This is a genomic window from Bosea sp. AS-1 (assembly GCF_002220095.1).
Lineage (GTDB): Bacteria > Pseudomonadota > Alphaproteobacteria > Rhizobiales > Beijerinckiaceae > Allobosea.
On sequence record NZ_CP022372.1, the window covers coordinates 5,387,819 to 5,410,987 of the forward strand.

Below are 23,169 nucleotides of genomic sequence, written 5' to 3' on the forward strand. Positions count from 1 at the left end.
CCCGTCACTCCCGGCAAGCCGGGTGAAACGGCTCCATGGACACCGCTTCGGAAATGTCGGCTCTCGGGTAAGCGGCTAACTTCCGTTCTTGGCGCTTGGTGCAACTGGCCAAGGTTCTTTGATGGCAGCTTCCCCTTCAAGCTGGCCGGGATACTGGGTGAATAGCGATCAGCCGAAGTCATGGATGATCTCGGCAAAGCCTTGCCGCCATGAGGCATGGAGCGGCGACCAGCCGAGTTCGCGCCTAGCCTTGCCGTTCGATCCCGCGCGCGACTGCGTCATCATGGCGACGATATGCTCCCCTACCGCAAGGCGGCCCAGCCAGGCCGGGATGCGGAACGGCGGCCTCGCGCCAAGCATCGCGGCGAGCGCGGTGAGCCAGTCGTGCACGGGAGCGGGATCGTCGTCGACGATGTTGTAGATGCCCTCGCCGCGCTCGACCGCAAGCACGGTCGCCTCCGCCGCGTCATCGATATGCAGGAAGGACCACCATGCCGAGCCGCCGCCGATCAGCGGCATAAGCCGCCTGCGGATCTGTGCGATCATCGTCGGATCGAAGACGCCGGTGCCGGGACCGTAGAACCCCCCATAGCGCAGCGCGACGCCGGTTACTCCCCGCGTTGTGGTGACTGCGCGCTCCAGATAGCGGATCGCGTCGAGCGTGCCGCGAAGCTCCCGCGGCGGATCGTCATCAAGCGGGTCGTCCTCGGTTTTCACGAAACCGCCGACGCGGGCGTAGGGCCAGCCGCAGAAACTCTGCGCGACGATCCGCTTCACCCTGCAATCCTGTGCCACCGCCAGCAGGTGGTTGGTTCCTGCCATGCGTAGCCGGTTGCTGTTCGCGAAGACACGGCCGAAATGGCGCAGGTCCGAAGCCCCCTTCAGATCCGTCAGCTGATGCACGATCACGTCCGGGCGTGCGGCGACGACCGCGGCATGGATGGCCGCTCGATCGAGCGCGTCGGCGACGACAGGCTCGGCGCCGAGCTCCCGCAGAAAACCAGATTTTGCCGGGCTGCGCGTCAATCCGGCGACGCTGTGGCCCTTAGCAACCAGACGCGGAACCAGGCTGCGTCCCACAGCGCCCGTCGCGCCGGCAACGAAAATGCGCATGGCAGCACCCCTTTGCTTGCTAACCTACTCATGAGTAGGTTAGTGTTACCCGTGATGGATTCAAGGGTGCGCAAGCGTTTAAGCGCCGAAGGGCGTCGGGCCAGGATCATCGCGGCGTCCATTTCCGCCTTCGCCCGCGACGGCTATGACGCGACGAAGATGGATGCGATCGCTGCGGGTGCGGGGATCACCAAGCCGGTGCTCTACGATCATTTTCCGTCGAAGCAGGCGCTGTTCCTGGCGGTGCTTCAGTCCATCCGCGACGGCCTTCTCGCCAGGGGCGAGGCGATCGCGCAGGAGGGTGCGGGTCCCGAGCAGAGATTTCGCCGCTCGGTCGATGCCTTTCTCGCGTTCGTTGAGCAGGCACCGGAGGCCGCCCGAGTGCTGCTGACGATCCCGGCTGGTGATCCGGTTGCGGCGCAGGTCTCGCGCGAGGTCCAGGCAGGCGCGTCCGCCGGCATCGCCGCCTTGCTGACCACATTCATGCCCGGCTGGGCGCCATGGCGCCTACAGGCGAGTGCTGCGTTCCTGAAAGAGGGCCTCCACGCGATTGCAGTGTGGTGGCTCGACCATCCGGGGCCGCGCCGCGCGGAGATCGTGGAGATCGTCCTGGAGACGACATGGCGGGGATTGCAAAGGCAGACGCGCTGAGAGCTCGCGCAAAGCGGCGCCGATCGATCGAAAGAGCTTTGCCATGAGGGATATCGCGCTTCAGAGCGCTGGTTTGCTGGCGATCCTTGTTTCCATCCTGCACGGCGCGATCGCGGAGTTGCAGGTCTTTCCAAGGGCCCGGATCGCGTCGCCGCGCATCCGCCGCCTGCTCCGGATGGTCTGGCAGGCGAGCACCGTCGATTGGATCGGCATCGGCGCGCTGCTGATCTCCGCGCCGGCCTTGGGATCCGAGAGCGCCCGCCATGGGATCATCGCGGTCGCGATCGTCGCCTATGGCTATGCGGCGATCGGCAACGCCATCGCCAGCCGCGGCCGGCATCCTGGCTGGTGCCTGATGGGGGCGGTCGTCGGACTCTCCGTGGCAGGCTGGTAGCAGCTGAAGGAGGACGTGATGGACTTGTTCTGGCGCACCCTCAAGGCGGTCGTCATCGGGCTGATCGTTCTCGCCGCGCTGATCTTCCTGCCGGCCGGCACGCTGGTCTATTGGCAGGGCTGGGCGTTCATCGTGGTCTTCAGCCTGTCGACCAATGCGATAGGCGTCTATCTCGCGCTGACCGATCCGGCCCTGCTCGAACGCCGCATGAAGGCCGGGCCGAGTGCCGAAACCAGGCCGGCGCAGAAGATCATCATCACGCTGGCCTTCATCGCGCTCATCCTGATGCTGGTAGTCTCTGCCTTCGATCACCGTTTCAGCTGGTCGCAGGTTCCGGCCTGGCTCGCGATCCTCGGCAACGCGCTCGTCGCCCTGGGGCTGATGATCGATCTGCGTGTCTTTCGGGAGAACAGCTACGGCGCCTCGACCATCGAGAGGATGGAAGGGCAGAGCGTGATCAGCACCGGTCCCTACGCCCTCGTCCGCCACCCGATGTATCTTGGCGTCCTGGTCATGGTGCTGGGTACGCCGCTGGCGCTCGGCTCCTGGTGGGGCCTTCTTCCCGCCGCCTGCACCCTCCCGATCCTGATGCTGCGCATCCGCGACGAGGAAACGATGCTGCGTAGTGAACTGGAAGGCTACGAGGCCTATACGCGGGAGGTGCGCTACCGGCTCGTCCCCGGTATCTGGTGAGCACCAGCAAGGGAGGCTCATCTTCAAGCCACCAGCCTGCGCGCAGTAATCCAATATTTGTTTGTGGCGCGGAACGTCCGCGCGGCCTGCGCTGGCGCTCATTGAATAGCTTGAGAATGAACTCAAGCACTGGTCCCCGGCTTTGCAGGACTGAAATCACCTTGGAACGACGTGAACGCGCTCTTTCGGCCAGCAGATGCCGCAACGCTCTCCCCGGGCGAGCGCGGGCATGTCGAGGCCGGGCACGCGGGCGCGCAGCTCCTGCCCGCCGCTCCTGCCGATGACCAGGAAGCTGTCGCCGTAATTGACGATCTCGTCGATGGTGAAGCTGAAATCGCCCGGCGAGAGCCCCTCCTCGGAGAGGCGGATGATCTCGGGCCGGACGAGGACATCGACAGACATGCCCGGGGCAAGATCGCCACGCCCGGTCGCGATCGAACCGAAGCCGGCCAGGTCGACGACGCCATCGCGGCCGGCGACGCCCTCGATCAGGTTGCTGTCGCCGATGAAGGAGGCGACGAAGCGCGTCTGCGGTTTCGCATAGACCTCGCTCGGACTGCCGATCTGCTCGATCCGCCCGCGGTTGAACACTGCGATGCGGTCCGACATCGCCATCGCCTCGCCCTGGTCGTGCGTGACATAGACCATGGTCACGCCGAGCTCGCGATGGATGCGCTTCAGCTCGATCTGCATCTGCTCGCGCAGTGCCTTGTCGAGCGCGCCGAGCGGCTCGTCGAGCAGCACGACATCGGGCTCGAAGACGAGTGCCCGCGCCAGCGCGACGCGCTGCTGCTGACCGCCGGAGAGCTCGGCCGGCTTGCGGTCGAAGAAATCGGCGAGGCCGACCATGGCGAGCGCGTCCGCGACGCGCTTCGTAGCCTGCGCCTTCGGCACATGCCGCATCCGCAACGGGAAGCCGACATTGTCGGCGACGCTCATATGCGGGAACAGGGCATAGTTCTGGAACACCATGCCGATATTGCGGTCATAGGGCTCGACGCTGTCGATCTTGCGTCCGCCAATGGCGATCTCGCCGCTGCTCGGCTTGGCGAAGCCGGCGATCATCATCAGCGTCGTCGTCTTGCCGGAGCCCGAGGGGCCGAGGAAGGAGACGAACTCGCCGGGCTCGATCTCGAGATCGATGCTGTCGACCGCATTCTGGCCGGCCAGATAGCTCTTCGAGAGGGCACGCAGGGAGAGAGCGCGGGCGTTCTTCATGATCTGTCCTAGGCCCTCGCGCGGGCAGGCTGCGGTTTGACGAGGCGCGCGGCCCAACGCGCGCCAATGACGACGAGCACGGCGGCGAGCAGCAGCGAGGAGGCTGCCGAGATCGCAGGGTCCGCCTCCATCTGGAAGCTGTTGAACATCTGCCGCGGCAGCGTCGCGCTGTCGCGGCCCGAGATGAAGATCGCGATCACGGTCTCGTCGAAGGAATGGATGAAGGCGAACAGGGCCGCGACCAGGAAGGCCGGGCGCAGGATCGGGAAAGTCACCAGCCGGAAGGTCGTGAGCGGGCGCGCACCGAGGCCGGCGGCGGCGTTCTCGACGCGGCGGTCGAAATTGGCGAGCGCCGAGGTCAGCGTCAACACCACCACGGGGATGGTCAGGCAGGTATGGGCGAGGATGACGCCGGTCATGCTCTGCACCAATCCGAGAGACCCGAAATAGGTGTAGTAGCCCAGCGCCATCACGATATGGGGCACGATCAGGGGCGAGAGCACCAGCATCCGGAAGGCGCCGCGGAAACGGAAGCGGTAGCGCATCAGGGCGAAGGAGGCGGGTGCCCCGAAGAGCATCGCGAGGACCATGGTACCGAAGCCGATGGCGAAGCTGTTGAACAGCGGCCCGGTCCAGTTGGGATCGGAGAAGAAGCGCCGGTAATAGCCGAGCCAGAAGCCCGGCGGCGGGAATTCCAGCGAGGGCGCGGTGCTGAACGACATCGGCACGACGATGAACATCGGCCCCGCCAGCAGGATCGCGACCAGAACCGCCAGGACGATCGTGGAGCGGGACATGCTACCTCCACATCCTGTCGATGCCGAAAAAGCGGTCGTAGAGCGCGAACAGCGCGAGCGCGACGGCCAGCAGGATCATCGAGGTGGCCGAAGCGGCGCCGAAATCGAGGAGTTGCTCGATCTCCTGCCCGATCCGCCCGGCGATCATCTTGTCCTGCGGGCTGCCGATCAGGGTCGGAGTCACGTAGAAGCCGAGGCAGGTGATGAAGACGAGCGTCGCGCCGTTGACCACGCCGGGCAGGCTCTGCGGGAAATAGACCGTGAGGAAGGCCCGCAAGGGCCGGGCACCGAGGCTAGCGGCGGCGCGCATATAGCTCTCGTCGATCCGCTTCATCACGGCATAGAGCGCGAGCACCATGAAGGGCACCAGCATATGCGCCATGGCGAAGGTGGCGGCGAAGGTGGTGAAGAGCAGGCGCGGCGGCGGGCTGACGCCGAGCGCGGTCAAAAGCCCGACCACCGGTCCCTTCGCCCCCAGGATCACCATCCAGGCATAGGTCCGCACCAGGAAGCTGGTCCAGAAGCTGAGCGCGACCACGCCGAGCAGGAAGCCGCCGACTGCGCCGCCGCGCCGGGCCGCGACATAGGCGATCGGATAGGCGAAGACGAGGCTCGCGAGCGTGACGGTAAAGGCTGTCTGGAAGGTCCGCGCCAGCACGGCAAGGTCGTAGCGCGAGGCGAAGAAGGTCGTGTAGTTGCCGACGCCGAATTCCGGGTCGCTGACGCTCGTCCAGACGACGAGGCCGAGCGGGACGAGGAAGAAGGCCGTGAGGAACAGCGCCGCTGGCACATAAAGGATGACGGGTGGACGCAAGAGCGCAGCCAGAGGCGTCCGCGCGGGGAGCGCGGGCGTCTCCGCCGCAAGTGCTGGGCGTGTCAGCTCGACAGCCATTGCTCGAAACGCTTCGCCATGACGTCGAATTGCGGGCCGAGCTTTTCCGCGTTCAGGACGACGGCCTTGGCCAGATTTTCCGGCGAGGTCGGCATGCGCGCGACGACCTCCGGCGGCAGGGCCTTGAACGAGGCCGGGTTCATCGGGCCGTAATTGTTGCGCTGGGCGAACTGCGCCAGCCGCTCCGGCTGCACGGCGAACTCGATGAAGCGCCAGGCATTGCGCGTCCGCGGCGTGCCTCGCGCCACGACCCAGGCCGCGACGTCGATCACCGCCTGGTCGTAGCTCAGGGCGATCGGCACCTTCTGGTCGATAAGCTGCTGGGCGCTGGTATTCCACATGCCGATCAGCTCGACCTCGCCATCCCGCAGCAATTGTTGGGATTGCGGGCTCTGGCTCCACCAGACGCGGACATCCTTCTTGATCCGGTCGAGCGACTTGAAGGCGCGATCGAGATCGTAGGGGAAGAGATCGGCCGGGGCGACGCCGTCGGCCATCAGGGCGAAGGCGAGCACGCGGGCGGAATAGTTCTGCAGGCAGCGCGAGCCCGGGAACCTGGCCGTGTCCCAGAACTCGGCCCAGTTCTTCGGGCCACCGGCGGGAAACTTGTCCTTCCGGTAGGCGATGATATTGGCGAAGGCGTGGGAGTTGACGCCGTTGAGCGTCACCGCGCCCGGCCAGAGCGAGGCTGCCGGGATCTTGCTCTCGTCGTACTTGTCGAGAAGGTTGGCATGGTTGGCGCGGGCGAGCTCGGAGACGCCGAGCGTGGTGACGTCGAATTCATAGACGCCGGTGCGCACCTGTGCCGCGAGCTTGGCGAAGGAGACCGGGGCGATCGTCTTGATCTCGATCCCCGTCGCCTGGGTGAAGGGGTCGAAGAGCACGGCGCGTGCCGCCTCTTCCCAGGGGCCGCCCCAGGTGTTGACGTAGATCGCCTCTGCCGCATGGGCGCGACGGATGAAGGGCATGGACAGGCTGCCCGCGCCGGCGGCGACGAGCAGTTTCCGTCGTGAGAGCCGTAGGCTCGAAGCGTAGTCGCCGGTCATGGTTCTCTCCTCTCAGCCGAACACCGCGCGATAGACCCGCAGCCAATTCCCGGAGGTGATTTTCTCGACTTCTTCCGGGTTGAACCCCTGTTTCGCCAGCGCCGGCGCGACCGCGGCGAGGCCGCTGATCTTCTTGAGCCAAGCCGGCTTCTCGCTCGGAGCGGTATTGGTCGCGGAGCCCGCCCCGTATTGCACCGTCCGCGTCCAGCGCCCCTTGCGCATCCAGTCCAGATAATTCTGGTTGGTGTGGTGGCTGAAATCGGTGCCGAGGCCGACATGGTCGATGCCGGCGATGTCGACGGTCCGCGCCACCATCTCGGCCCAGGCATCGACCCGGTCGCAGGCCTCGACCGGCATGATGTTGCGATAGGCGGCGCAGCCGATGATGCCGCCCTTGGCGGCCAGCGCCTTGATCACCTCGTCGCTCTTGTTGCGCTTGTGCGGGAAGACCGACGACGGGTTGGCATGGGTGATCGCGATCGGTTTTTGCGAGCATTCGATCGCGTCGAGCGTCGTCCTGTCGCCGACATGCGAGCAGTCGACCAGCATGCCGCACTGGTTCATCTCGCGCACGACCTCACGGCCGAAGCGGGAAAGGCCGGGATCGACCGCCTCGTAGCAGCTCGAGCCGATATCGTTCTGGTTGTTGTAGGTGAGCTGCAGGACGCGCACGCCGAGATCGGCGAAGAGCTCGACATAGCGGATGCGCCCGTCGAGCAGGTTGGTGTTCTGGTAACCGAGCAGCAGCGCGGTCTTGCTGTCACGGTCGGCGGCAAGGATGTCGTCGGTCTTCAGCGCGATGGTGACGAGGTCGCTGTTGGCGCGCGCCATGTCGCGCCATTTGCCGATCGCGTCGAAAGACTCGATCGCGCCCTCCCAGAAGCCGAGCGTCGGCGTGACGCAGGTGAAGCCGCCCGCCTTCAGCTCCTCGAACACGTCGCGGCCATAGAAGCCGCATTGCAAGCCGTCGATCAGCATCGGTTTGAACCTTTACGGGATGGAAGCGGGGCGCAGCCGCGCGGGGTCGGCAGCAAGCATGGCGAGATCGGTCTCGTCCTCGTCGTTGCGGCCGACGATGCGGCCATCGGCCTCGACGCGGATCGTGCCGGCATGGCGGCGGCTCTCGAAGGAATCGGGGGCAAGCGCCGCATGCGAGGCGTGGTAGAGCGGCCACCACAGATTGGCCTCGACGACACAGCCCTCTCGCCGGATGCGATCGAGCAGGCTCACCGCCTCTACCGGGCGTGGCCGGACCTGAAGGAGCACGCCGTCCGCCGTGTCGGAGCAGGTCGCCGCGAGGCCGTGCTTTTCGGCCAACCCAGCGACCACGCCCAGCTCGCGCGGGCTCACGGCGCCGCGTGCCAGAACCTCGCCGCGCCCCGTGAGCCGAAACTGCTCGACGGCGAGGTCGAGCAGGGCCTCGGCGACGAGCCAGGGGTGCTGGCCGGTGACATCGACCTGCAGGACGCCGTCTTGGCCTTCGCTGAGCTTGGCCGGCTGCGCGGACGAAGCGGCCAGCGCGGCAATTTCCGCCGCGAGGTTGGCAAAGCCTGCGACCGGCAGGACCGCCGACACCGCCGCCGCATCGCGGGTGGCGAAGAGCAGGCCCGGCGCGACGCCGGCCGCCTGGACCAGCCGTTCGATGATCAGGCGTATCTCGCGCAGGGTGAGACGCAGCTCCGTCATGAGCGGGGCTCCGGAGGATAGAACCAGTGAGGATCGGCGGTTCCTGCCGCCAGATCGGCCGGCGTCGGCGCGCCATGGAAAATCACGCCGCGCAGGTTGCGGTTGAGGAAGTCGCGCGCCTTGTCGATGCCGTGGATGCCGACATTCAGCAGGCGCGTGATCTGTGCCGGCACGAAATCCTCGCTCATGATGTCGGCATGCGGCGAGTGGAAGGGCAGCCCGGCCAGGGCCTGGACGCGCGTCGCGACGAGCCGGTGCTCGGGATGCTGGAGCAGGAAGCGGGCGATGCTCGCCTGCGGATCCGCCTCGCGCAGGTCGCGATCGAGCGCCACGATCAGCCGAGGCAGGTCGAGCCCAAGATTATGGACTTCTCCGATCTCTTCGCGCGGACCGCGCCGCGGCTCCTCGGCGGTGCGCGACTTGTACCAGACATAGCGCTGCGAGCGCTCGGAGGTGAGGTCGAGCTCGAAGGCCCAGCGGTAGTCGCTGCGGACGATCTCGCGCAGGCGTCCGAGCCGCATTTCCGGCCGGCCGGTCAATTCCTCGTCGATGACCAGCGTTTCCGACAGGCTGTCGGCGACATCCGGAACCAGCTCGATCAGCAGCGAGAGCAAGGTCTCGAGCGCCTCGATATGGACGCGGCCGTCGAGCGAGGCGGTGAAATCGAGGAGCGGCGTGGCCCCCGCCTCCCCCGCCTGGACCCGCGCGATGAGTGCTTCGAGCTCGCGGCGGATGACGATCAGGTCCTCGGCGATGCGCAGGCTCGGCGTGAAGGACTCGTATTCCGATCGGTCCTGCCGGCGCGCGACGATCGCCTTGTCGAGCAGGCTTGCCAGTGTCCGCAGCGGCGCCGCATCCCGCCCGACAGCCACCAGCTTGCCATGGGCGATCGCTGTCTCGCGGATCGTCAGCCACTGGTTGATCAGGCGCGGGTGGTTGTTGACGAAGAACATCAGCCCGAGCGCCGAGCCGTTGCCGACACCGAGGAAGCGGGCGAGATCCGGCACGAAACCCGTGGCCTTCGCGCCGCCGTGAAGCCGGGCGAAATGCTGGACCAGATCGAGCGCGAAGACCCGCATCATATAGGCGGTCAGCATCTGCGCCTGCAGCGAGGCGCGCAGCGGATGGTCCTTCTCATAGGCCAGGAACGACTTGGTCCCGAAGGTTCCGTTGCCGTCGATGCCGGTGTTGCGCATCAGGTAGCAGGTGCCGCCGAGCGCTTCGACCGGCGGCTGCTCGCCTCTGGCCAGGGCGCTGACGGCGAGGTCGAACAGGCGCCCCGAGCGGTTCGAGCGCGCCCAGGTCAGGGTGCCGGGGGTAGCGCGCCCTTCGTAGAGTTTGGGCAATTCGCCCTGAAGGGTCTCGACCGCCGCGCGCGACATCTCGCCCTCGACCAGCGCGCCCATCATGTCCCAGGCGCGGCCGATGATGCGCCCGGTGCGTTCGCGCGCCGAGGGCTCGAAGGAGAAGATGGGGAAGGAGAAGCGCCAGCTCCCCGCCTCGATCGCATAGCGGGCGTGGCCGCAGCCCCTCTCATCGATGTCGAAGGCCTTCTGCGTGATCGTCCAGCGCTGGCGCGAGGCCCGCGCGATCAGGTTGCGCGAGGCGCTGACGCGCGAGGGCTGGATGGCGGCGAGCCGCTCCGGCCGCATCAGCTCCTCGGGGCCGCGCATCAGCGCGCGCGGCAGCAGCGGGCCTTCCGTGGCGAGCAGGGCGGAAACCGTCATGTCAGGAATGTCCAAACTGCGCGCTGAGGCGCCGCGCGCCGGCGACGACGATGAGGCCGCAGCGGTCGTGGTCGAAGCGGAAGATCGGGCCTGAAATGGCCAGCACCGCCACGCATTGGCGGGCGGCATCGAAGACGGGCGCGGCGACGGCGGCTACCAAATGCGGGTCTGTCGGCGCGAAGACGGCGTAACCGCGCTCGCGGACCGCCTGCAATTCGGCTTCCGGCGGAAGCGCGACACCTTGCTGGCGCAGGCTCTCGCGCATCTCTTCCGACCCGAAAGCGACCAGCACGGCGCCCGACGCGCTGCCGCCGAGCGTCAGTTTGGCGCCGACGCGCAGATCGGCTCGCAGAACCTGCCGGGATTCGACGCGGTTGATGATGACGGCGTGATAGCCGTCTGCCACCGAGATCGTGGCGGTTTCGCCGCTCTCGTCGACGATCTGCTGGAGCAGCTCGCTGCTGCGCTCGCCGAGATTGGCCTGTTCCAGCGCACGCACCGCATAAAACTGGAAGCGCAGCGCCAACCGGAAGGCGCCGTCCTCAGTCTGGTCGAGCAGGCCGGCCTCCACCAGCGTCCGCAGCCGTTGATAGACGACCGCGCGCGCGTCGCCACTCGCCCGCACGACATCGGCCAATCGCAAGGGCTTCGGCGAGGCCGCGACGATGTCGCAGACCGCCAGAGTCTTGAGCGTTGAGGAGAGAGAGCGAACGGCCATATGTATTCTTATAGAAGACAATGTATGATATAAAAATCAGACCGTGCGAACCCGCTGTCAAGCTCGAAATTGCGAGGCGGTTCGCCGGGCCAGTGCCGTTCCACCCAGTCATCCCGAAGACGGCCCTCGCATGCGAAGGTCCAGTGAACGCTCGGCATCCAATACCTAGGGAAGTGGGAAATCTTCCAACTTACTTCGATCCGCCCGTGTTAGGCGCTTCATCCAAGGCACCATCGAAATTGCGACCGAGCTTCACTGCGCGCTCGCGACATTGTTCGGCACTCAAAGACAGCCCGAGCCCACCGCGTGCTGCGAGCCGAAAACGCGAAATGTGCATTAAAGCGCAACGCGCTAAAACGCAACGCATTAAACCGCGTCGCGTTAAATCGCTCGCAAGCCCTACCAGTGATGCATGGATATTCGTATGGTGATCGCGGCTAACGCACGCGCGCTACGGCTGGCGAAAGGGCTGACACAGGCGCAGGTCGCGCAGCGTCTAGGCGTAGACCGTGCACACGTCAGCGCTTTGGAAATGGGGCAACGCAATCCCACTGCTGTCAGCCTCTGGGAAATTGCTCAGGCTCTTGGAGCGACCGTTAGCGATCTCGTTGCAGAGCCGAAGGAAGATACTCGCGAAAAAGATGGGTAAAGCAGCGAGGCAGCAGCAACTCAAGGATACCTGCGTTCTTGAGGTACCAAGCGAGAACTACACCACTCCTCGTTTAGAAACCCATGGGTAATGAGTGCAAAATTGATCAAACCCTCAAAAAACCCGGCATTCGAACTTATAATTCTAGATAAAAGAATTTATGATTGGGGCATCCCCAGCTACCAGACAGAGCAATCGGCAGGTATTGACCTTTTTGCTTGTATAGAAAACCCTATTATAATTGAACCTCAGGCGCCAGCTATATTAATTCCATCTGGCATCGCTGTACAAATGAATGATCCTAACGTGGCGGCGTTTCTTCTCGCAAGATCTGGACTCGGCCACAAGAAAGGGCTGATTCTTGGACAAGGCGTTGGCACGATAGACGCAGACTATACGAACCAGATATTTATAAGCGCCTGGCTTCGCACGATTCCGGGCAGCGAACCCATTATTATTACACCAGGAGATCGTATCGCTCAGCTAGTATTTCTACCAATACTTAGGCCAACATTTAAAATTGTGGAAGAATTCTCAGTCTCGACCAAAAGAGGCCGAGGCGGCTTCGGTTCGACGGGGGTTTGAAGAAAAGTGGCTCTTACCGATTTGACAAGTCCGCGTTGTCGGGCCCTCGTCGGAACATTCTAAGGAATGGTGCAGCGCTTGGAACTCGCCTTGCAAATCCGGCCCGCAAAGGCCGCTGTCTTCACCCAAACGAATGCGGTGATGTCACCAAACCGGCGGCATAGCCCTGTGTTCACCCTGCGCGGCGTCATGAATAGCGATTATCGCGGCGAGGCTTCGGTGGTGCTGATCAACCAAGGTCAGGAGCCGTTCTCGATCCAGCGCGGCGACCGGATCGCCCAGTTCGTCATTGCGCCGGTGACGCAAGCCGAACTCCTCGAGGTATCGACCCTCGACGCGACGGCTCGCGGCGCCGGCGGCTATGGCTCGACTGGCATTTCGGGCGGCACGCGTATGGGTGACACGCCATGATGCTGCTCTCGCGCCGCAGCCTGCTCGCCATCGCGGCCGTGGTCGACATCGCGCTGCACGCACGGCCGCTGCCGGTCGCGGCGAAACTGCTCGCCGCCCGCCACGAGCTGCCGCCACGCCATCTCGAGACGCTGCTGCAGGCGCTGGTGCGCGCCGGCATCCTGAAGGGCGTGCGCGGCCCGCGCGGCGGCTACGAACTCGCCCGCGAGCGGCGGCGCATCACGGCCGGCGACATCGTGCGCGCCGCCATGCTGGACGGCTCCGAGGACACGCTCGGGCCGATGCCGCATTCGCCGCTGATCGACGGCATCATCGCGCCCGAGGTCGAAACCGCCTCCGCCGCCTTTCTCTCGACACTGGACGGCATCACCGTCGAGGAACTCTGCCGCCGCGCCACGGAAAAGGCGGCGGCCAACGACGATGGTTCCCATCCTAATTTCACAATATAAAGATGTAATTTATCTCTTTCTTCGACAAATTGCGTGAATTACATTAACTTCACGAATGCCGGATCCGATCCAAGGAGTTTGCCATGGCTGAAGCAGCACAGAAGTCCGCAACGACCGCCGCCAAGGCCCCCGGTCGCGGCCGCGTCTACAACTCGATCACCGACACGATCGGCGATACGCCGCTCGTCAGGCTCAACCGCCTGCCGGCCGAGCGCGGCGTCAAGGCGACGATCCTTGCCAAGCTCGAATTCTTCAACCCGATCGCGAGCGTGAAGGACCGCATCGGCGTCAACATGATCGACTCGCTGGAGGCCTCCGGCGCACTCAAGCCCGGCGGCACGCTGATCGAGCCGACCTCCGGCAACACCGGCATCGCGCTCGCTTTCGCCGCCGCCGCGCGCGGCTACCGCCTGATCCTGGTGATGCCGGAGACGATGTCGCTGGAGCGGCGCAAGATGCTTCTCCTGCTCGGCGCCGAACTGGTCCTGACGCCCGGCCCCGGCGGCATGCGCGGCGCCATCGCCAAGGCGGAAGAGCTCCGCGACTCGATTCCCGGCGCGATCATCCCGCAGCAGTTCGAGAACCCCGCCAATCCCGAGATCCACCGCAAGACGACGGCGGAGGAGATCTGGAACGACACGCAAGGCGCGGTCGACATCGTCGTCTCCGGCGTCGGCACCGGCGGCACCATCACCGGCGTCGGCCAGGTGCTGAAGGCGCGCAAGCCCGGCGTGAAGATGATCGCCGTCGAGCCGGAGGATTCACCGGTGCTCTCCGGCGGCCAGCCCGGCCCGCACAAGATCCAGGGCCTCGGCGCCGGTTTCGTGCCGGGCGTGCTCGACCGCTCGATCATCGACGAGGTGGTGACCATCGGCAACCAGACCGCTTTCGACACGGCCCGCGCCCTCGCCAAGAGCGAAGGCATTCCAGGCGGCATCTCCTCGGGCGCGGCCGTCGCCGCGGCGCTCGAAATCGGGGCGCGGCCGGAGAATGCCGGCAAGACGATCGTGGTGATCATCCCCTCCTTCGCCGAGCGCTACATCTCCAGCGCCCTGTTCGAGGGCCTGTGAGCGAAGCGCGCGTCCAGATCGTCCGGCTGGCGGACAGCCTGCCGGACGAATTCGAGGCGTTGCGCAGCGAGGCGAGCGCCGAGAGCTTCGCCTTCATCGAAGGCTTGCGCGAGGAATGGCTTGCTGGGCGTTATGACGGCGGCGACGATCGCTTTGCCGTCTTCGCGGCGTTCCATGAGGGCGAGCTTGCCGGGATCGGCGCGATCACGCCCGATCCTTACGATCCGGCGCCCGGCCTCCTGCGTGTACGGCATGTCTACGTCCGACCGCTGCACCGCGGAACAGGCATCGGCCGCGTACTCGCCACCGCGCTGATCCAGCAAGGGCTCGCCCTGGCGCCGCGGCTTTCGCTACGCGCCGCCGATCAGCGCGCCGCCGCCTTCTGGGAAGCGAACGGCTTCATTCCCGACAGTGGCGGAACGCGCCGCTCGCATCTGCTGGCGCGCTGAGCCGGCTCAGCCGACCAGGACGATCTGGTTTTTCCAGGGATCGGCGATGGTTGGCACGCCGTCGATCTCTTCACCACCGGCCGCTAGAATGCGCTCACGCATCGCAGCGAAGTCGGACGCATCCCGTGCGATGATCTCGAAGCGATCGAGCCCAGCCTCCCCTACGCCGCGCGGACCGGCGCCGCGACTGCCCCAGATGTTGCCGGCGATGTGATGGTGATAGCCGCCGCTTGAGAGGAAGCTCGCGCCCGGATAGTGCACCATCACATCGAAGCCGAGCAGGCCATGGTAGAAGGTCTCGGCCGCAGCGGTGTCCCCGACGCGCAGATGGATGTGCCCCATGCCGGTCCCTTCCGGCATGCCGGCATAGGCCCCAGCATCGGCCTCGGCAACGAGTCGGTCGAGGTCGAGCCGCTCGGTCGCCATGGCGATGCCACCATCGGACCGGCGCGGCCATTCGTTGCGCTTGCGATCGCGATAGATCTCGATGCCGTTGCCTTCCGGATCGGAGAGATAGAGGGCCTCGCTGACGAGGTGGTCGGAGGCGCCTTCGAGCCGGACGCCGGCCACGGCCGCATGGCGCAGCCAGTTGGCGAGATCGCGCCGTGACGGCAGCAGGATGGCGAGGTGAAAGAGGCCTGCGGCCGATGTCGGCTGCGCGGCACCCGCGACGAGGCGGACGAGCACCGTGCCGCCGACGCCGAGCTCGGCGATGCCCGGCGCTTCCCGCAGGAGCTCGAGCCCGATGGCGTCACGATAATAGGCCGTGAGCTTCGGCAGGTCGCGCACCCGCAAGGTCACCGCGCCAATGTGATAGGGCGCGTCATGGGCCTCGAGCCGCACCGGCGCCTTGTCCTGAACCACAGTCATAATGATGTCCTTTCAGGGCGCAGCTTGGCTGCGTCCTGAACACAAGATGGCGCTTCGGCCGCGGCTTGTCGCCTCCTTGCATGGCAAGCGCGAGATTGCAGAGCTGCAATGCGAGCGCGTTGAAAAGACGAAATCAGCCGGCGCGCGGGGGGCCGATGCGATCGGCCAATGTCGCACCGCGCGCGCCGAGCGGCTTCGGCCGACCTGTCGTGGTGTCGTGGGCCGTCTGGTGTTCGAGCTCGGCGTTGAGCTCGGCACCGGCGAGCACGATCGTCGCCGACAGCCAGAGCCAGGTCATGAAGACGACGACGGTCGCCAGCGAGCCGTAGGCGGCCGTGTAGTTGCCGAGCGTGCTGACATACCAGGAGAAGGCATAGGAGGCCGCTGCCCAGAGCAGCGCGGCGGCGATGGCGCCGGGCATGACCCAGACGAAGCGCATGCGCTCGCGGCTCGGACCGATCCAGTAGAGGCAGGCGATGGAGAGCGTCGCAATGACGAGGAAGATCGGCCAGCGCACGAGCCGGATCAGCCGCTCCAGCTCGGAATGGAATGGGAAGAGCGCCGTCACCACTGGCAGACTCGCGATGATGATCAGCACCAGCGCGAGCAGAACGATGCCGCTGACCGTCGTGAAGAGCGAGACCGCGTTCAGCTTGAGAAGGCTGCGCTTCTCCTGCTCGCGGTAGATGATGTTGAGCGCGTCGAAGATCGCCTTCACCGCCGCATTGGCGGACCAGGTCGCGACGAGAAAGCTGATCACGAAGGTCAGCGAGAGCGAGAAGCCGGAATTGCTCGACAATCGCAGCGCCTGCTCATGGATAAGCTCGCGCGCGGCTTCCGGGAACACGGTCGTCACCGCGTCGAGCTGGCCGGCGATCGTAGCCGGATCGGTGAAATAGCGGTAGATCGTGACCAGCAAGGAAAGCGCCGGCACCAGCGACAGCAGGGTGAAGAAGGCGACGGCACCGGCGAGCGAGGTCAGGCGGTTGTCGACGACATTGCCCGCGAAGCGCAGCAAGACATCCTTCCAGCCGAGCCAGGTCATCTGCAGCGGCGTCCGCGCATGCCGGCCGCGCGCCGCCTCCCGCTTGCGGCGGCCATTGCGGCCAGAGACGATCCCCGAGAGATAGCCGAGCGCAACGCCTATCCCCGCAGCGCCGGTCATCCGCTTCAAGAAAGCCATCTCGGGATTCGGTCTCCGTTGCTGGAGCATGGCCGCGCCTCGAAGAAGCGCGGCCATGCTCCAGTCCATTGGCTATCGCATTTTCTTGACGCGAACCGGCATCCACTTCGCTCGAAAATGCTTCAGGCCCAGCTTGTGGGCAACAGGCCCGGACTGCAATTGTTCCTGTAACTGCAAGCTTCGCGGCGAGCTTAGCCGATTGTTAACCTTAATGCTTCGTTATCGACCTGCGCCGCCGCCATGGCTGGCGCAGCGATTCAACGGAAAGCCGATGACGAAGCTGCTCAAAGCCGGCCTGACGGGCCTCGCGTTCCTGCTATCAGGAGCGGCCGGCGCGGCCGACCTGCGCGGCGTCGCGCTGCCGCCGGCGCCGGAGCTGCCGGCCTTCTACTCCTGGACCGGCATCTATGCCGGCGTGCAGGGCGGCTATTCCTGGGGCAGCAACCGTGTCCGGATGGGCTCAGCCGTAGGCCCCCTTGCGCCGATGAACTTCCGCGCCGACGACGATTCCGCCTTCGGCGGCGCGCATGCCGGCTTCAACTACCAGTTCGGCAGCATCGTGCTCGGCATCGAGGGCGATGTCGAAGCCGTCAACAGCCGCAGTCGCTTCGACGGCGTCGGCATTGCCGCCCGCGTCAGCCAGGATTGGCAGGGTTCGGCGCGCGCCCGCATCGGCTATGCCTTCGACCGGCTGATGATCTATGCGACAGGCGGCGCCTCCTTCACCGAGTTCGAGCGCCGCGTCTTCGATCCGGCCGGCTTCGGAGAACGGCTGACCAGCACGCGAACCGGCTGGAACGTCGGCGCCGGCGTCAATTTCGCCTTCACCGACAACCTCATCCTGGGCGTCGAGTACCGCTATACCGATTTCGGCAAGAACCGCTTCGAGACCTCGGGCGCCTTCCCGGGCCTCAACGGCGCGCAGGAACTGACGACCCACAGCGCCCGCGCCAGCATCGCTTACAAATTCTGAGACTCAGAAGCCGGTGCGCTGGCGGATGGCGGCGGCCAGCGTGCCGTCGTCAAGATAGTCGAGCTCGCCGCCGACCGGCACGCCATGGGCGAGCTTGGTCACCTTGACCGGCAGATGCGCCAACAGGTCGGTGATGAAATGCGCCGTGGTCTGGCCATCGACCGTGGCGTTGAGCGCGAGTATGACCTCCTTCACCACCGGATCGGAGGCGCGCCCCACCAGCGCGTCGAGCGACAGGTGTTCAGGGCGCACGCCGTCGAGCGCCGAGAGCACGCCACCCAGCACATGATAGCGGCCGGAGACCGCGCCTGAACGCTCCAGCGCCCAGAGATCGGAGATATCGGCGACGACGACAATCAAGCTGTCATCGCGGCGCGGGTCGGTGCAGAGGCCGCAAGGATCGCTGGTATCGACATTGCCGCAGGTCGAGCAGACGACGATGCGCTCGCGTGCAACTACCATCGCCTCGGAAAGCGGACCGAGAAGCTGCTCGCGCTTCTTGACCAGATGCAGGGCGGCGCGCCTGGCCGAGCGCGGCCCGAGCCCCGGCAACTTCGCCAGGAGCTGGATCAGCCTTTCGATCTCCGGGCCGGCGACGGTACGGGACATGCGGTGCTTGGGCCGGAACTCAGAACAGCTTCATGCCGGGCGGAATCGGCAGGCCCTTGGTGACCTCGGCCATACGCTCCTGCATGACACGCTCGGCGCGGCCGCGAGCGTCGCTGGCGGCCGCGACGATCAGGTCCTCGAGGATCTCGCGCTCGTCCGGCACCATCAGGCTGGGGTCGATCTTCACGCTCTTGAGCGCGCCCTTGGCCGTCATCGTCAGCGTGACCATGCCGCCGCCGGCCGTGCCCTCGACCTCGATGGTCTCGAGCTCCGCCTGCATGTCGGCCATCTTCTGCTGCATCTGCTGAGCCTGCTTCATCAGACCCATCATGTCGCGCATGGGAAATCCTCCTCGGAACGGGTTGTAACGGTCGGTATCAGAAATCGATGCCGTCGAAATCCGGTTCGGCATCGTCGAAGAGAGGCTCGTCGCCATCCGGCAGATAATCGCCTTCGGCCCCCGACGTGGCAGCATTCTCGGCCGCCTCGACGGCACGCGGGTCGCGGACATCGACGATGCGTGCCCCGGGGAAGCGTTCCAGAACCGCCTTGACGGAAGGGTGCGCTGCGGCATCGCTCTCGCGTTGATCCTTGGCGGCGGCGGCCTGCTCGCGCATCGTCGCGCCGCCCTCGGCGTTGACGACCGCGACCATCCAGGTCTGGCCGGTCCATTCCTTGAGCTTGCGTGACACATCCTGCGCCAAGGTGCGCGAGGCGCCCTCGACCAGCGAGAACTCGATGCGGCCGGGCTCGAAACGGACCGGCCGGACATCGCGCTCCAGCGCGATCTTCAAGGTGATCTCGCGATGCTGCGAGGCGAGCGCAATGACGTCCTCGATCGAGGCGACGATCGCCTGCGGCGCGACGGCCGCACGCGGCGCGGCGACGGGGGCGGGGTTGGCGCTGGCGAGGATCGGCCTGGCGGCGAGCGCGGTGTTGCCGCCCCCGGACGGCGGGCGGGGGGCGCCGCCATTGCCGTTTCCTTGGCCGTTTCCGCCGGGGATGGCGCCCGCGCCATCGCGGAGCATCTTCAGGGCCTCGTCCGGCGTGGGCATGTCGGCGGCATGCGCGAGGCGCACCAGCACCATCTCGGCTGCCATCACCGGCCGGTCGGCCTGCTTCACCTCGGCAATGCCCTTGAGCAGCATCTGCCAGGTGCGGGCGAGCACGCGGATCGACAAGCGCTGGGCGAAATCGCCGCCGCGCACGCGCTCGGCCTGGGCGAGCGTCGCGTCCTTCACCGCCTCGGGCACGAGCTTGAGGCGGGTCACCAGATGGGTAAATTCGGCGAGATCGTTCAGCACCACGACCGGATCGGCGCCGGCATCGTATTGCGCGCGCAGCTCGCCAAGGGCCGAGGCGATATCGCCCTTCATCACCGCTTCGAAGAGATCGATGACGCGGGCCCGATCGGCGAGGCCGAGCATGGAACGGATATCGTCGAGCGTGATCCGGCCAGCCGCATGAGCGATGGCCTGATCGAGGATCGAGAGCGAATCGCGCACCGAGCCTTCGGCAGCACGCGCGACGGCGGCGAGCGCCTCATCCTCGGCCTCGACGCTCTCGGTGCGGCAGATGCCGGAGAGATGGTTCACCAGCACATCGGATTCGACGCGGCGCAGGTCGAAGCGCTGGCAGCGCGACAGCACGGTGATCGGCACCTTGCGAATCTCGGTGGTCGCGAAGATGAACTTGGCGTGGGCCGGCGGCTCTTCCAGCGTCTTCAGCAGCGCGTTGAAGGCCGCCGTCGACATCATGTGAACCTCGTCGATGATGTAGACCTTGTAGCGGCCGGAAACTGGCGCGTACTGGATGCCCTCGATGAGCTGACGGACGTTCTCGACGCCGTTGTTCGAAGCCGCATCGAGCTCCATCACATCGATATGCCGACCCTCGATGATGTCGCGGCAATGGACGCCGAATTCGCGGAGATCGGTGGTCGGCGCGCCGCCGCCATCGGCGGTCTGGTAGTTGAGGGCACGGGCGAGAATACGGGCGGTCGTGGTCTTGCCGACACCCCGGACACCGGTCAGCATCCAGGCCTGCGGGATGCGGCCTGCCGCGAAGGCGTTGGTCAGGGTGCGCACCATCGCGTCCTGGCCGATCAGGTCGCCGAAATGGGCCGGGCGGTATTTGCGTGCCAGCACACGATAGGGCGTCGGCGCGGCGACGGCCGGCACAGGCGCGGGGTCGAAGCCGGCGAAGCCCGGCTCGTCTGCGGTGGCGGCGTCGATTGGATCGGTCATGAAGCTGGTTTCGCCAATCGGGAGGCGAGGGTCAATGCCGCCGCCGGCCGATCGGACCATTTACGCGGCTGGCATCGGGTGGGAGGCTGGACGAAGACCCGTTCGGTCTCGTTAGGGCTGCTTCCTTCCGGACCTGACCCGGTTGGCGAGTGAGACGTCCCTCGCCAACCTCCCGGGCGCTATATCGGGGATGTCGGCGCGAAGCGCAAGCCTGCCGGCAACAGATCCGCCATCTCAGGATCGCTTCGCCGCCTCGGGCGGGCGGTTCTCCTCCTGCGCCGCAAAGACGTTATGCGCATAGGCGTCGAGGATCGTTTCGGAGCGTTGCAGGCGTTCGGCCGCCTCCCCTGCGCGCGGGGCGCCGTAGAAATCCAGCTTGCGGATCTTTTCGATCCAGTTCCGGAATTTCATCAGCTCCTGCTCGTTCTCCTCCAGCTCGGCGAAGGTGAAATGCGCGCGCTGCGTCTCGTCGTCGATCTCGGCCTCGAAGGCGAGGCACTTCTCGATGAACTCCTTATACTCGTCGTCCCGATCGGCGTTGAAGCGCGCGACGACCTTCTCCTGCTGCTTCTGATCGAGCCCGACCGTCGCCAGGAGCAGCGCCTCGCCCTCAGCCTCGGCGATCTCGTTCTCGAGCATCTTGAGCCGCCGCAGATGGTCATCCGTCTTCGGCAGCAGGCAGACCCCGCCCTGCAGATAAACCGCGCCCATGCCCTTGAGCTTGCGCCAGATGGAGACGCGCTTGCGCGCCGGTTCGGCCGGGACCTTGTAGGTCAGCAGCAACCATTCGAGCGACGCCATCGAACCTCTTGAATGTTACAGCCGTTACAAATACCATTTTACAAAGGCTAGCTTTAGCCGAAGCGACGGTGACAGGAAAGACACCCGTTGTCGCCTGGAACCGAGGCTCCCGCGGCCAAGATCCTTGTCGAGAGGTTGCCCATGACCTGGACCGTGGCAGCACCTGCCCTCTCCGCCGCCTTCCTTGCCTCGCTGGTCGAGGTCGTCGAGGCTTTCACCATCGTCCTGGCCGTCGGCACCGTACGCGGCTGGCGGCCGGCGCTGATCGGCACGGGCTGCGCGCTAGGCGTGCTCGCGCTGCTCGTTCTGCTGCTAGGCCCGGCATTGACGCATGTCCCGTTGCAGGCCCTGCAACTCGTCATCGGCGTGCTGCTCCTGATGTTCGGGCTGCGCTGGCTGCGGAAAGCCATCCTCAGAGCTGCCGGCTTCATCGCGCTCCATGACGAGGAGGCGGCCTTCGCCAAGGAAACCGGGATCCTGGCAGCCGAGAATGCCGACGCCATCGACCAGCGCGACTGGATGGCCGGCCTCACCGCTTTCAAGGCCGTCATGCTCGAAGGCATCGAAGTTGTGTTCATCGTGCTGGCGGTCGGTGCGGGACGAGGCCTGATCTGGCCCGCGAGCCTGGGGGCATTGGCCGCGTGCGCATTCGTGCTCGCCCTTGGCATCGCCCTGCGCAAGCCGCTCACGCGCGTTCCCGAAAATACCCTGAAATTCGCCGTCGGCGTGATGATCTCGGCCTTCGGCATCTATTGGACGGGCGAAGGGCTGGGTGTGGACTGGCCCGGCGGCGATCTGGCGATCCTCGCGCTGGGGGCACTGCTCCTCGCCAGCGGCCTTGCTCTCGTCGCGGCCTTTCGCCGCAAATCGACGGAGAGGGCAGCGTGAAGACGATGATGCTGATCCTGCGCGAGATTGCCGCGCTGTTCGTCGATGACGAGCGGCTCGCCCTCGCCATCCTCGCCCTGGTGGGGTTCTGCGCCGTCCTCGCCTTCGGCCTACACGGCAGCGGGATCGGCCTTGCCGCGGTTCTGACGGGAGGCTCGATCCTGGTGCTGGCCTTCAGCGTTCGGCAGGGCGCCAAGCGCAAGCGACAACCTTGAGCGGCCGCAACGACCTGCGAAAGGCTGAGGTATCGCGCGCCTTCGGCATTGACTTGGTATCATCCATCCGTCATAAGCCCGCGACCTGCGCAGCCGTGAGGCGGCGCCGACCCTTATTGCATGACAGGCTCGATCGGCCACGCTTTCCCCGGAAAGCCGCGGCTCTCGCGCTGACCAAGGCCCCGGAGACGGACCGTGAAGAGAACCTATCAACCCAGCAAGCTGGTTCGCAAGCGCCGCCACGGCTATCGCGCCCGCATGGCGACCAAGGGTGGCCGCAAGGTCATCGCCGCCCGTCGCGCGCACGGCCGCAAGCGTCTGTCGGCCTAACGACAGAGGCGCGTGATCCTCGCGCGCCTGTTCCGGAAGACTGGCCAATCGCCATGCGCCTCGCCCGTCTGACGCAACGCAAGGAATTTCTGGCGGCGGCCGAGCATGGCCGCCGCTTTCGTTCGTCCAGCTTCACCGTCCAGGTCCGCGACGCCGCGGCGGAGGAAGGACGCGACAGTCTGCGCCTTGGCCTCACCGCCTCGCGCAAGACCGGCAATGCCGTGAAGCGCAACCGCATCCGCCGACGCCTGCGCGCGGCTGCGGCAAAAGCGCTCGCCGGACAGACCGATCGCGCCTGCGACGTCGTGGTGATCGCGCGATCCGAGGTGCTCGGCACCACTTTCGACAGGCTCGTCGCCGATCTTTCGGTTGCCATCGAGCGGGCAAAGCCTCACAAGCCGCAAGCCGACCGACGCCGGGCGGCCACGAAGCGCGGCGCGCCGCCTTCGCCTTCTGTTTCATCCGCCTGAATCAGCCGGACCCGAGCGAGATCCGTTTCCGACCAT

The 23,169-nt window shown here is 66.0% G+C and carries 29 protein-coding genes and 1 other RNA gene; 14 read left to right on the top strand and 16 right to left on the bottom strand.

Annotated elements, in window-relative coordinates; translation table 11 throughout:
* Window positions 1-168 precede the first annotated feature (168 nt).
* Window positions 169-1,113: an NAD-dependent epimerase/dehydratase family protein gene (locus CE453_RS27575; RefSeq protein WP_089177499.1), complete on the bottom strand. Its 945-nt coding sequence runs from the start codon at window positions 1,111-1,113 to the stop codon at window positions 169-171.
* A gap of 54 nt (window positions 1,114-1,167) precedes the next feature.
* On the opposite strand from CE453_RS27575, the gene CE453_RS27580 reads away from it, so the two are divergent.
* Genes CE453_RS27580 through CE453_RS27590 form a run of 3 tightly spaced genes read left to right on the top strand, consistent with a single transcriptional unit; the run spans window position 1,168 to window position 2,851 of the window.
* Window positions 1,168-1,764, top strand: a complete 597-nt coding sequence (locus CE453_RS27580) for a TetR/AcrR family transcriptional regulator (protein WP_282568789.1) — start codon at window positions 1,168-1,170, stop codon at window positions 1,762-1,764.
* A 43-nt stretch (window positions 1,765-1,807) separates the two neighbouring features.
* Complete coding sequence (locus CE453_RS27585) at window positions 1,808-2,158, top strand: hypothetical protein (protein ID WP_089177501.1); 351 nt, start codon at window positions 1,808-1,810, stop codon at window positions 2,156-2,158.
* A gap of 18 nt (window positions 2,159-2,176) precedes the next feature.
* Entirely contained in the window at window positions 2,177-2,851 is a 675-nt protein-coding gene (locus CE453_RS27590; protein ID WP_089177502.1) for a methyltransferase family protein, read from the top strand.
* Window positions 2,852-3,007: 156 nt separating this feature from the next.
* On the opposite strand, the gene CE453_RS27595 is transcribed toward CE453_RS27590, so the two are convergent.
* The 8 genes from CE453_RS27595 to CE453_RS27630 are packed head-to-tail and all read right to left on the bottom strand — an operon-like array spanning window position 3,008 to window position 10,935.
* Window positions 3,008-4,069, bottom strand: coding sequence for an ABC transporter ATP-binding protein (locus CE453_RS27595; protein ID WP_089177503.1), 1,062 nt, complete (start codon window positions 4,067-4,069; stop codon window positions 3,008-3,010).
* A gap of 8 nt (window positions 4,070-4,077) precedes the next feature.
* A complete protein-coding gene (locus CE453_RS27600) occupies window positions 4,078-4,866 on the bottom strand; it encodes an ABC transporter permease (protein ID WP_089177504.1) in 789 nt (262 codons plus the stop codon).
* Between the two features lies 1 nt (window position 4,867).
* Complete coding sequence (locus CE453_RS27605) at window positions 4,868-5,758, bottom strand: ABC transporter permease (protein ID WP_089177505.1); 891 nt, start codon at window positions 5,756-5,758, stop codon at window positions 4,868-4,870.
* Entirely contained in the window at window positions 5,743-6,804 is a 1,062-nt protein-coding gene (locus tag CE453_RS27610) for an ABC transporter substrate-binding protein (RefSeq protein ID WP_089177506.1), read from the bottom strand. Before CE453_RS27610 ends, CE453_RS27605 begins: the two co-directional genes overlap by 16 nt.
* Before the next feature lie 12 nt (window positions 6,805-6,816).
* Window positions 6,817-7,782 (bottom strand): dipeptidase, encoded by a 966-nt coding sequence (locus CE453_RS27615; protein ID WP_089177507.1) that lies wholly within the window; start codon window positions 7,780-7,782, stop codon window positions 6,817-6,819.
* Between the two features lie 12 nt (window positions 7,783-7,794).
* Complete coding sequence (locus CE453_RS27620; protein WP_089177508.1) at window positions 7,795-8,490, bottom strand: hypothetical protein; 696 nt, start codon at window positions 8,488-8,490, stop codon at window positions 7,795-7,797.
* Entirely contained in the window at window positions 8,487-10,217 is a 1,731-nt protein-coding gene (locus CE453_RS27625; RefSeq protein ID WP_089177509.1) for a hypothetical protein, read from the bottom strand. Before CE453_RS27625 ends, CE453_RS27620 begins: the two co-directional genes overlap by 4 nt.
* A gap of 1 nt (window position 10,218) precedes the next feature.
* Window positions 10,219-10,935: an IclR family transcriptional regulator gene (locus CE453_RS27630; protein WP_089177510.1), complete on the bottom strand. Its 717-nt coding sequence runs from the start codon at window positions 10,933-10,935 to the stop codon at window positions 10,219-10,221.
* A gap of 412 nt (window positions 10,936-11,347) precedes the next feature.
* Here CE453_RS27630 and CE453_RS27635 point away from each other — a divergent pair, with 412 nt between their 5' ends.
* The 6 genes from CE453_RS27635 (at window position 11,348) to CE453_RS27660 (ending at window position 14,548) form a co-directional block, all read left to right on the top strand.
* Entirely contained in the window at window positions 11,348-11,584 is a 237-nt protein-coding gene (locus CE453_RS27635; protein WP_089177511.1) for a helix-turn-helix domain-containing protein, read from the top strand.
* A gap of 90 nt (window positions 11,585-11,674) precedes the next feature.
* Window positions 11,675-12,169: a dUTP diphosphatase gene (gene dut / locus CE453_RS27640; protein ID WP_089177512.1), complete on the top strand. Its 495-nt coding sequence runs from the start codon at window positions 11,675-11,677 to the stop codon at window positions 12,167-12,169.
* Between the two features lie 66 nt (window positions 12,170-12,235).
* Window positions 12,236-12,580: a dCTP deaminase/dUTPase family protein gene (locus CE453_RS27645; protein WP_089177513.1), complete on the top strand. Its 345-nt coding sequence runs from the start codon at window positions 12,236-12,238 to the stop codon at window positions 12,578-12,580.
* Entirely contained in the window at window positions 12,577-13,029 is a 453-nt protein-coding gene (locus tag CE453_RS27650; protein ID WP_089177514.1) for an RrF2 family transcriptional regulator, read from the top strand. Before CE453_RS27645 ends, CE453_RS27650 begins: the two co-directional genes overlap by 4 nt.
* Window positions 13,030-13,112: 83 nt before the next feature.
* On the top strand, window positions 13,113-14,099 hold the full coding sequence (gene cysK / locus CE453_RS27655; RefSeq protein ID WP_089177515.1) for a cysteine synthase A: 987 nt from the start codon (window positions 13,113-13,115) through the stop codon (window positions 14,097-14,099).
* Complete coding sequence (locus CE453_RS27660) at window positions 14,096-14,548, top strand: GNAT family N-acetyltransferase (RefSeq protein ID WP_089177516.1); 453 nt, start codon at window positions 14,096-14,098, stop codon at window positions 14,546-14,548. The genes cysK and CE453_RS27660 overlap by 4 nt, the downstream gene beginning before the upstream one ends.
* Window positions 14,549-14,554: 6 nt before the next feature.
* On the opposite strand, the gene CE453_RS27665 is transcribed toward CE453_RS27660, so the two are convergent.
* Window positions 14,555-15,418, bottom strand: coding sequence for a VOC family protein (locus CE453_RS27665; protein WP_089177517.1), 864 nt, complete (start codon window positions 15,416-15,418; stop codon window positions 14,555-14,557).
* A gap of 133 nt (window positions 15,419-15,551) precedes the next feature.
* Window positions 15,552-16,601, bottom strand: a complete 1,050-nt coding sequence (locus CE453_RS27670; protein WP_157733231.1) for a YihY/virulence factor BrkB family protein — start codon at window positions 16,599-16,601, stop codon at window positions 15,552-15,554.
* A 271-nt stretch (window positions 16,602-16,872) separates the two neighbouring features.
* Between CE453_RS27670 and CE453_RS27675 the strand changes: the two genes are divergently transcribed.
* Window positions 16,873-17,574 (top strand): outer membrane protein, encoded by a 702-nt coding sequence (locus CE453_RS27675; RefSeq protein WP_157733232.1) that lies wholly within the window; start codon window positions 16,873-16,875, stop codon window positions 17,572-17,574.
* A gap of 3 nt (window positions 17,575-17,577) precedes the next feature.
* On the opposite strand, the gene recR is transcribed toward CE453_RS27675, so the two are convergent.
* The 5 genes from recR to CE453_RS27700 all read right to left on the bottom strand — a co-directional run bounded on the left by recR (window position 17,578) and on the right by CE453_RS27700 (window position 21,230).
* Window positions 17,578-18,183 (bottom strand): recombination mediator RecR, encoded by a 606-nt coding sequence (recR, locus tag CE453_RS27680; protein ID WP_089177520.1) that lies wholly within the window; start codon window positions 18,181-18,183, stop codon window positions 17,578-17,580.
* A gap of 19 nt (window positions 18,184-18,202) precedes the next feature.
* Window positions 18,203-18,523, bottom strand: coding sequence for a YbaB/EbfC family nucleoid-associated protein (locus CE453_RS27685; RefSeq protein WP_089177521.1), 321 nt, complete (start codon window positions 18,521-18,523; stop codon window positions 18,203-18,205).
* A 37-nt stretch (window positions 18,524-18,560) separates the two neighbouring features.
* Entirely contained in the window at window positions 18,561-20,429 is a 1,869-nt protein-coding gene (locus CE453_RS27690; protein ID WP_089178189.1) for a DNA polymerase III subunit gamma/tau, read from the bottom strand.
* Window positions 20,430-20,506: 77 nt separating this feature from the next.
* An RNA gene (gene ffs, locus CE453_RS27695) (signal recognition particle sRNA small type) lies at window positions 20,507-20,603 on the bottom strand.
* 60 nt (window positions 20,604-20,663) lie between these two features.
* Window positions 20,664-21,230, bottom strand: coding sequence for a Chromate resistance protein ChrB (locus CE453_RS27700; RefSeq protein ID WP_089177522.1), 567 nt, complete (start codon window positions 21,228-21,230; stop codon window positions 20,664-20,666).
* Between the two features lie 141 nt (window positions 21,231-21,371).
* Here CE453_RS27700 and CE453_RS27705 point away from each other — a divergent pair, with 141 nt between their 5' ends.
* The 4 genes from CE453_RS27705 (at window position 21,372) to rnpA (ending at window position 23,133) form a co-directional block, all read left to right on the top strand.
* The gene (locus CE453_RS27705; protein ID WP_089178190.1) at window positions 21,372-22,118 is read left to right on the top strand and encodes a COG4280 domain-containing protein; all 747 of its coding nucleotides are present in this window, start codon (window positions 21,372-21,374) and stop codon (window positions 22,116-22,118) included.
* Window positions 22,115-22,333 carry a hypothetical protein gene (locus tag CE453_RS27710; protein ID WP_089177523.1) on the top strand — a complete coding sequence of 73 codons (219 nt, stop codon included), beginning with the start codon at window positions 22,115-22,117 and terminating at the stop codon, window positions 22,331-22,333. The genes CE453_RS27705 and CE453_RS27710 overlap by 4 nt, the downstream gene beginning before the upstream one ends.
* A 195-nt stretch (window positions 22,334-22,528) precedes the next feature.
* Window positions 22,529-22,663 carry a 50S ribosomal protein L34 gene (gene rpmH, locus CE453_RS27715; RefSeq protein WP_038364779.1) on the top strand — a complete coding sequence of 45 codons (135 nt, stop codon included), beginning with the start codon at window positions 22,529-22,531 and terminating at the stop codon, window positions 22,661-22,663.
* A gap of 53 nt (window positions 22,664-22,716) precedes the next feature.
* Complete coding sequence (rnpA, locus tag CE453_RS27720) at window positions 22,717-23,133, top strand: ribonuclease P protein component (protein ID WP_089177524.1); 417 nt, start codon at window positions 22,717-22,719, stop codon at window positions 23,131-23,133.
* Window positions 23,134-23,169 lie beyond the last annotated feature (36 nt).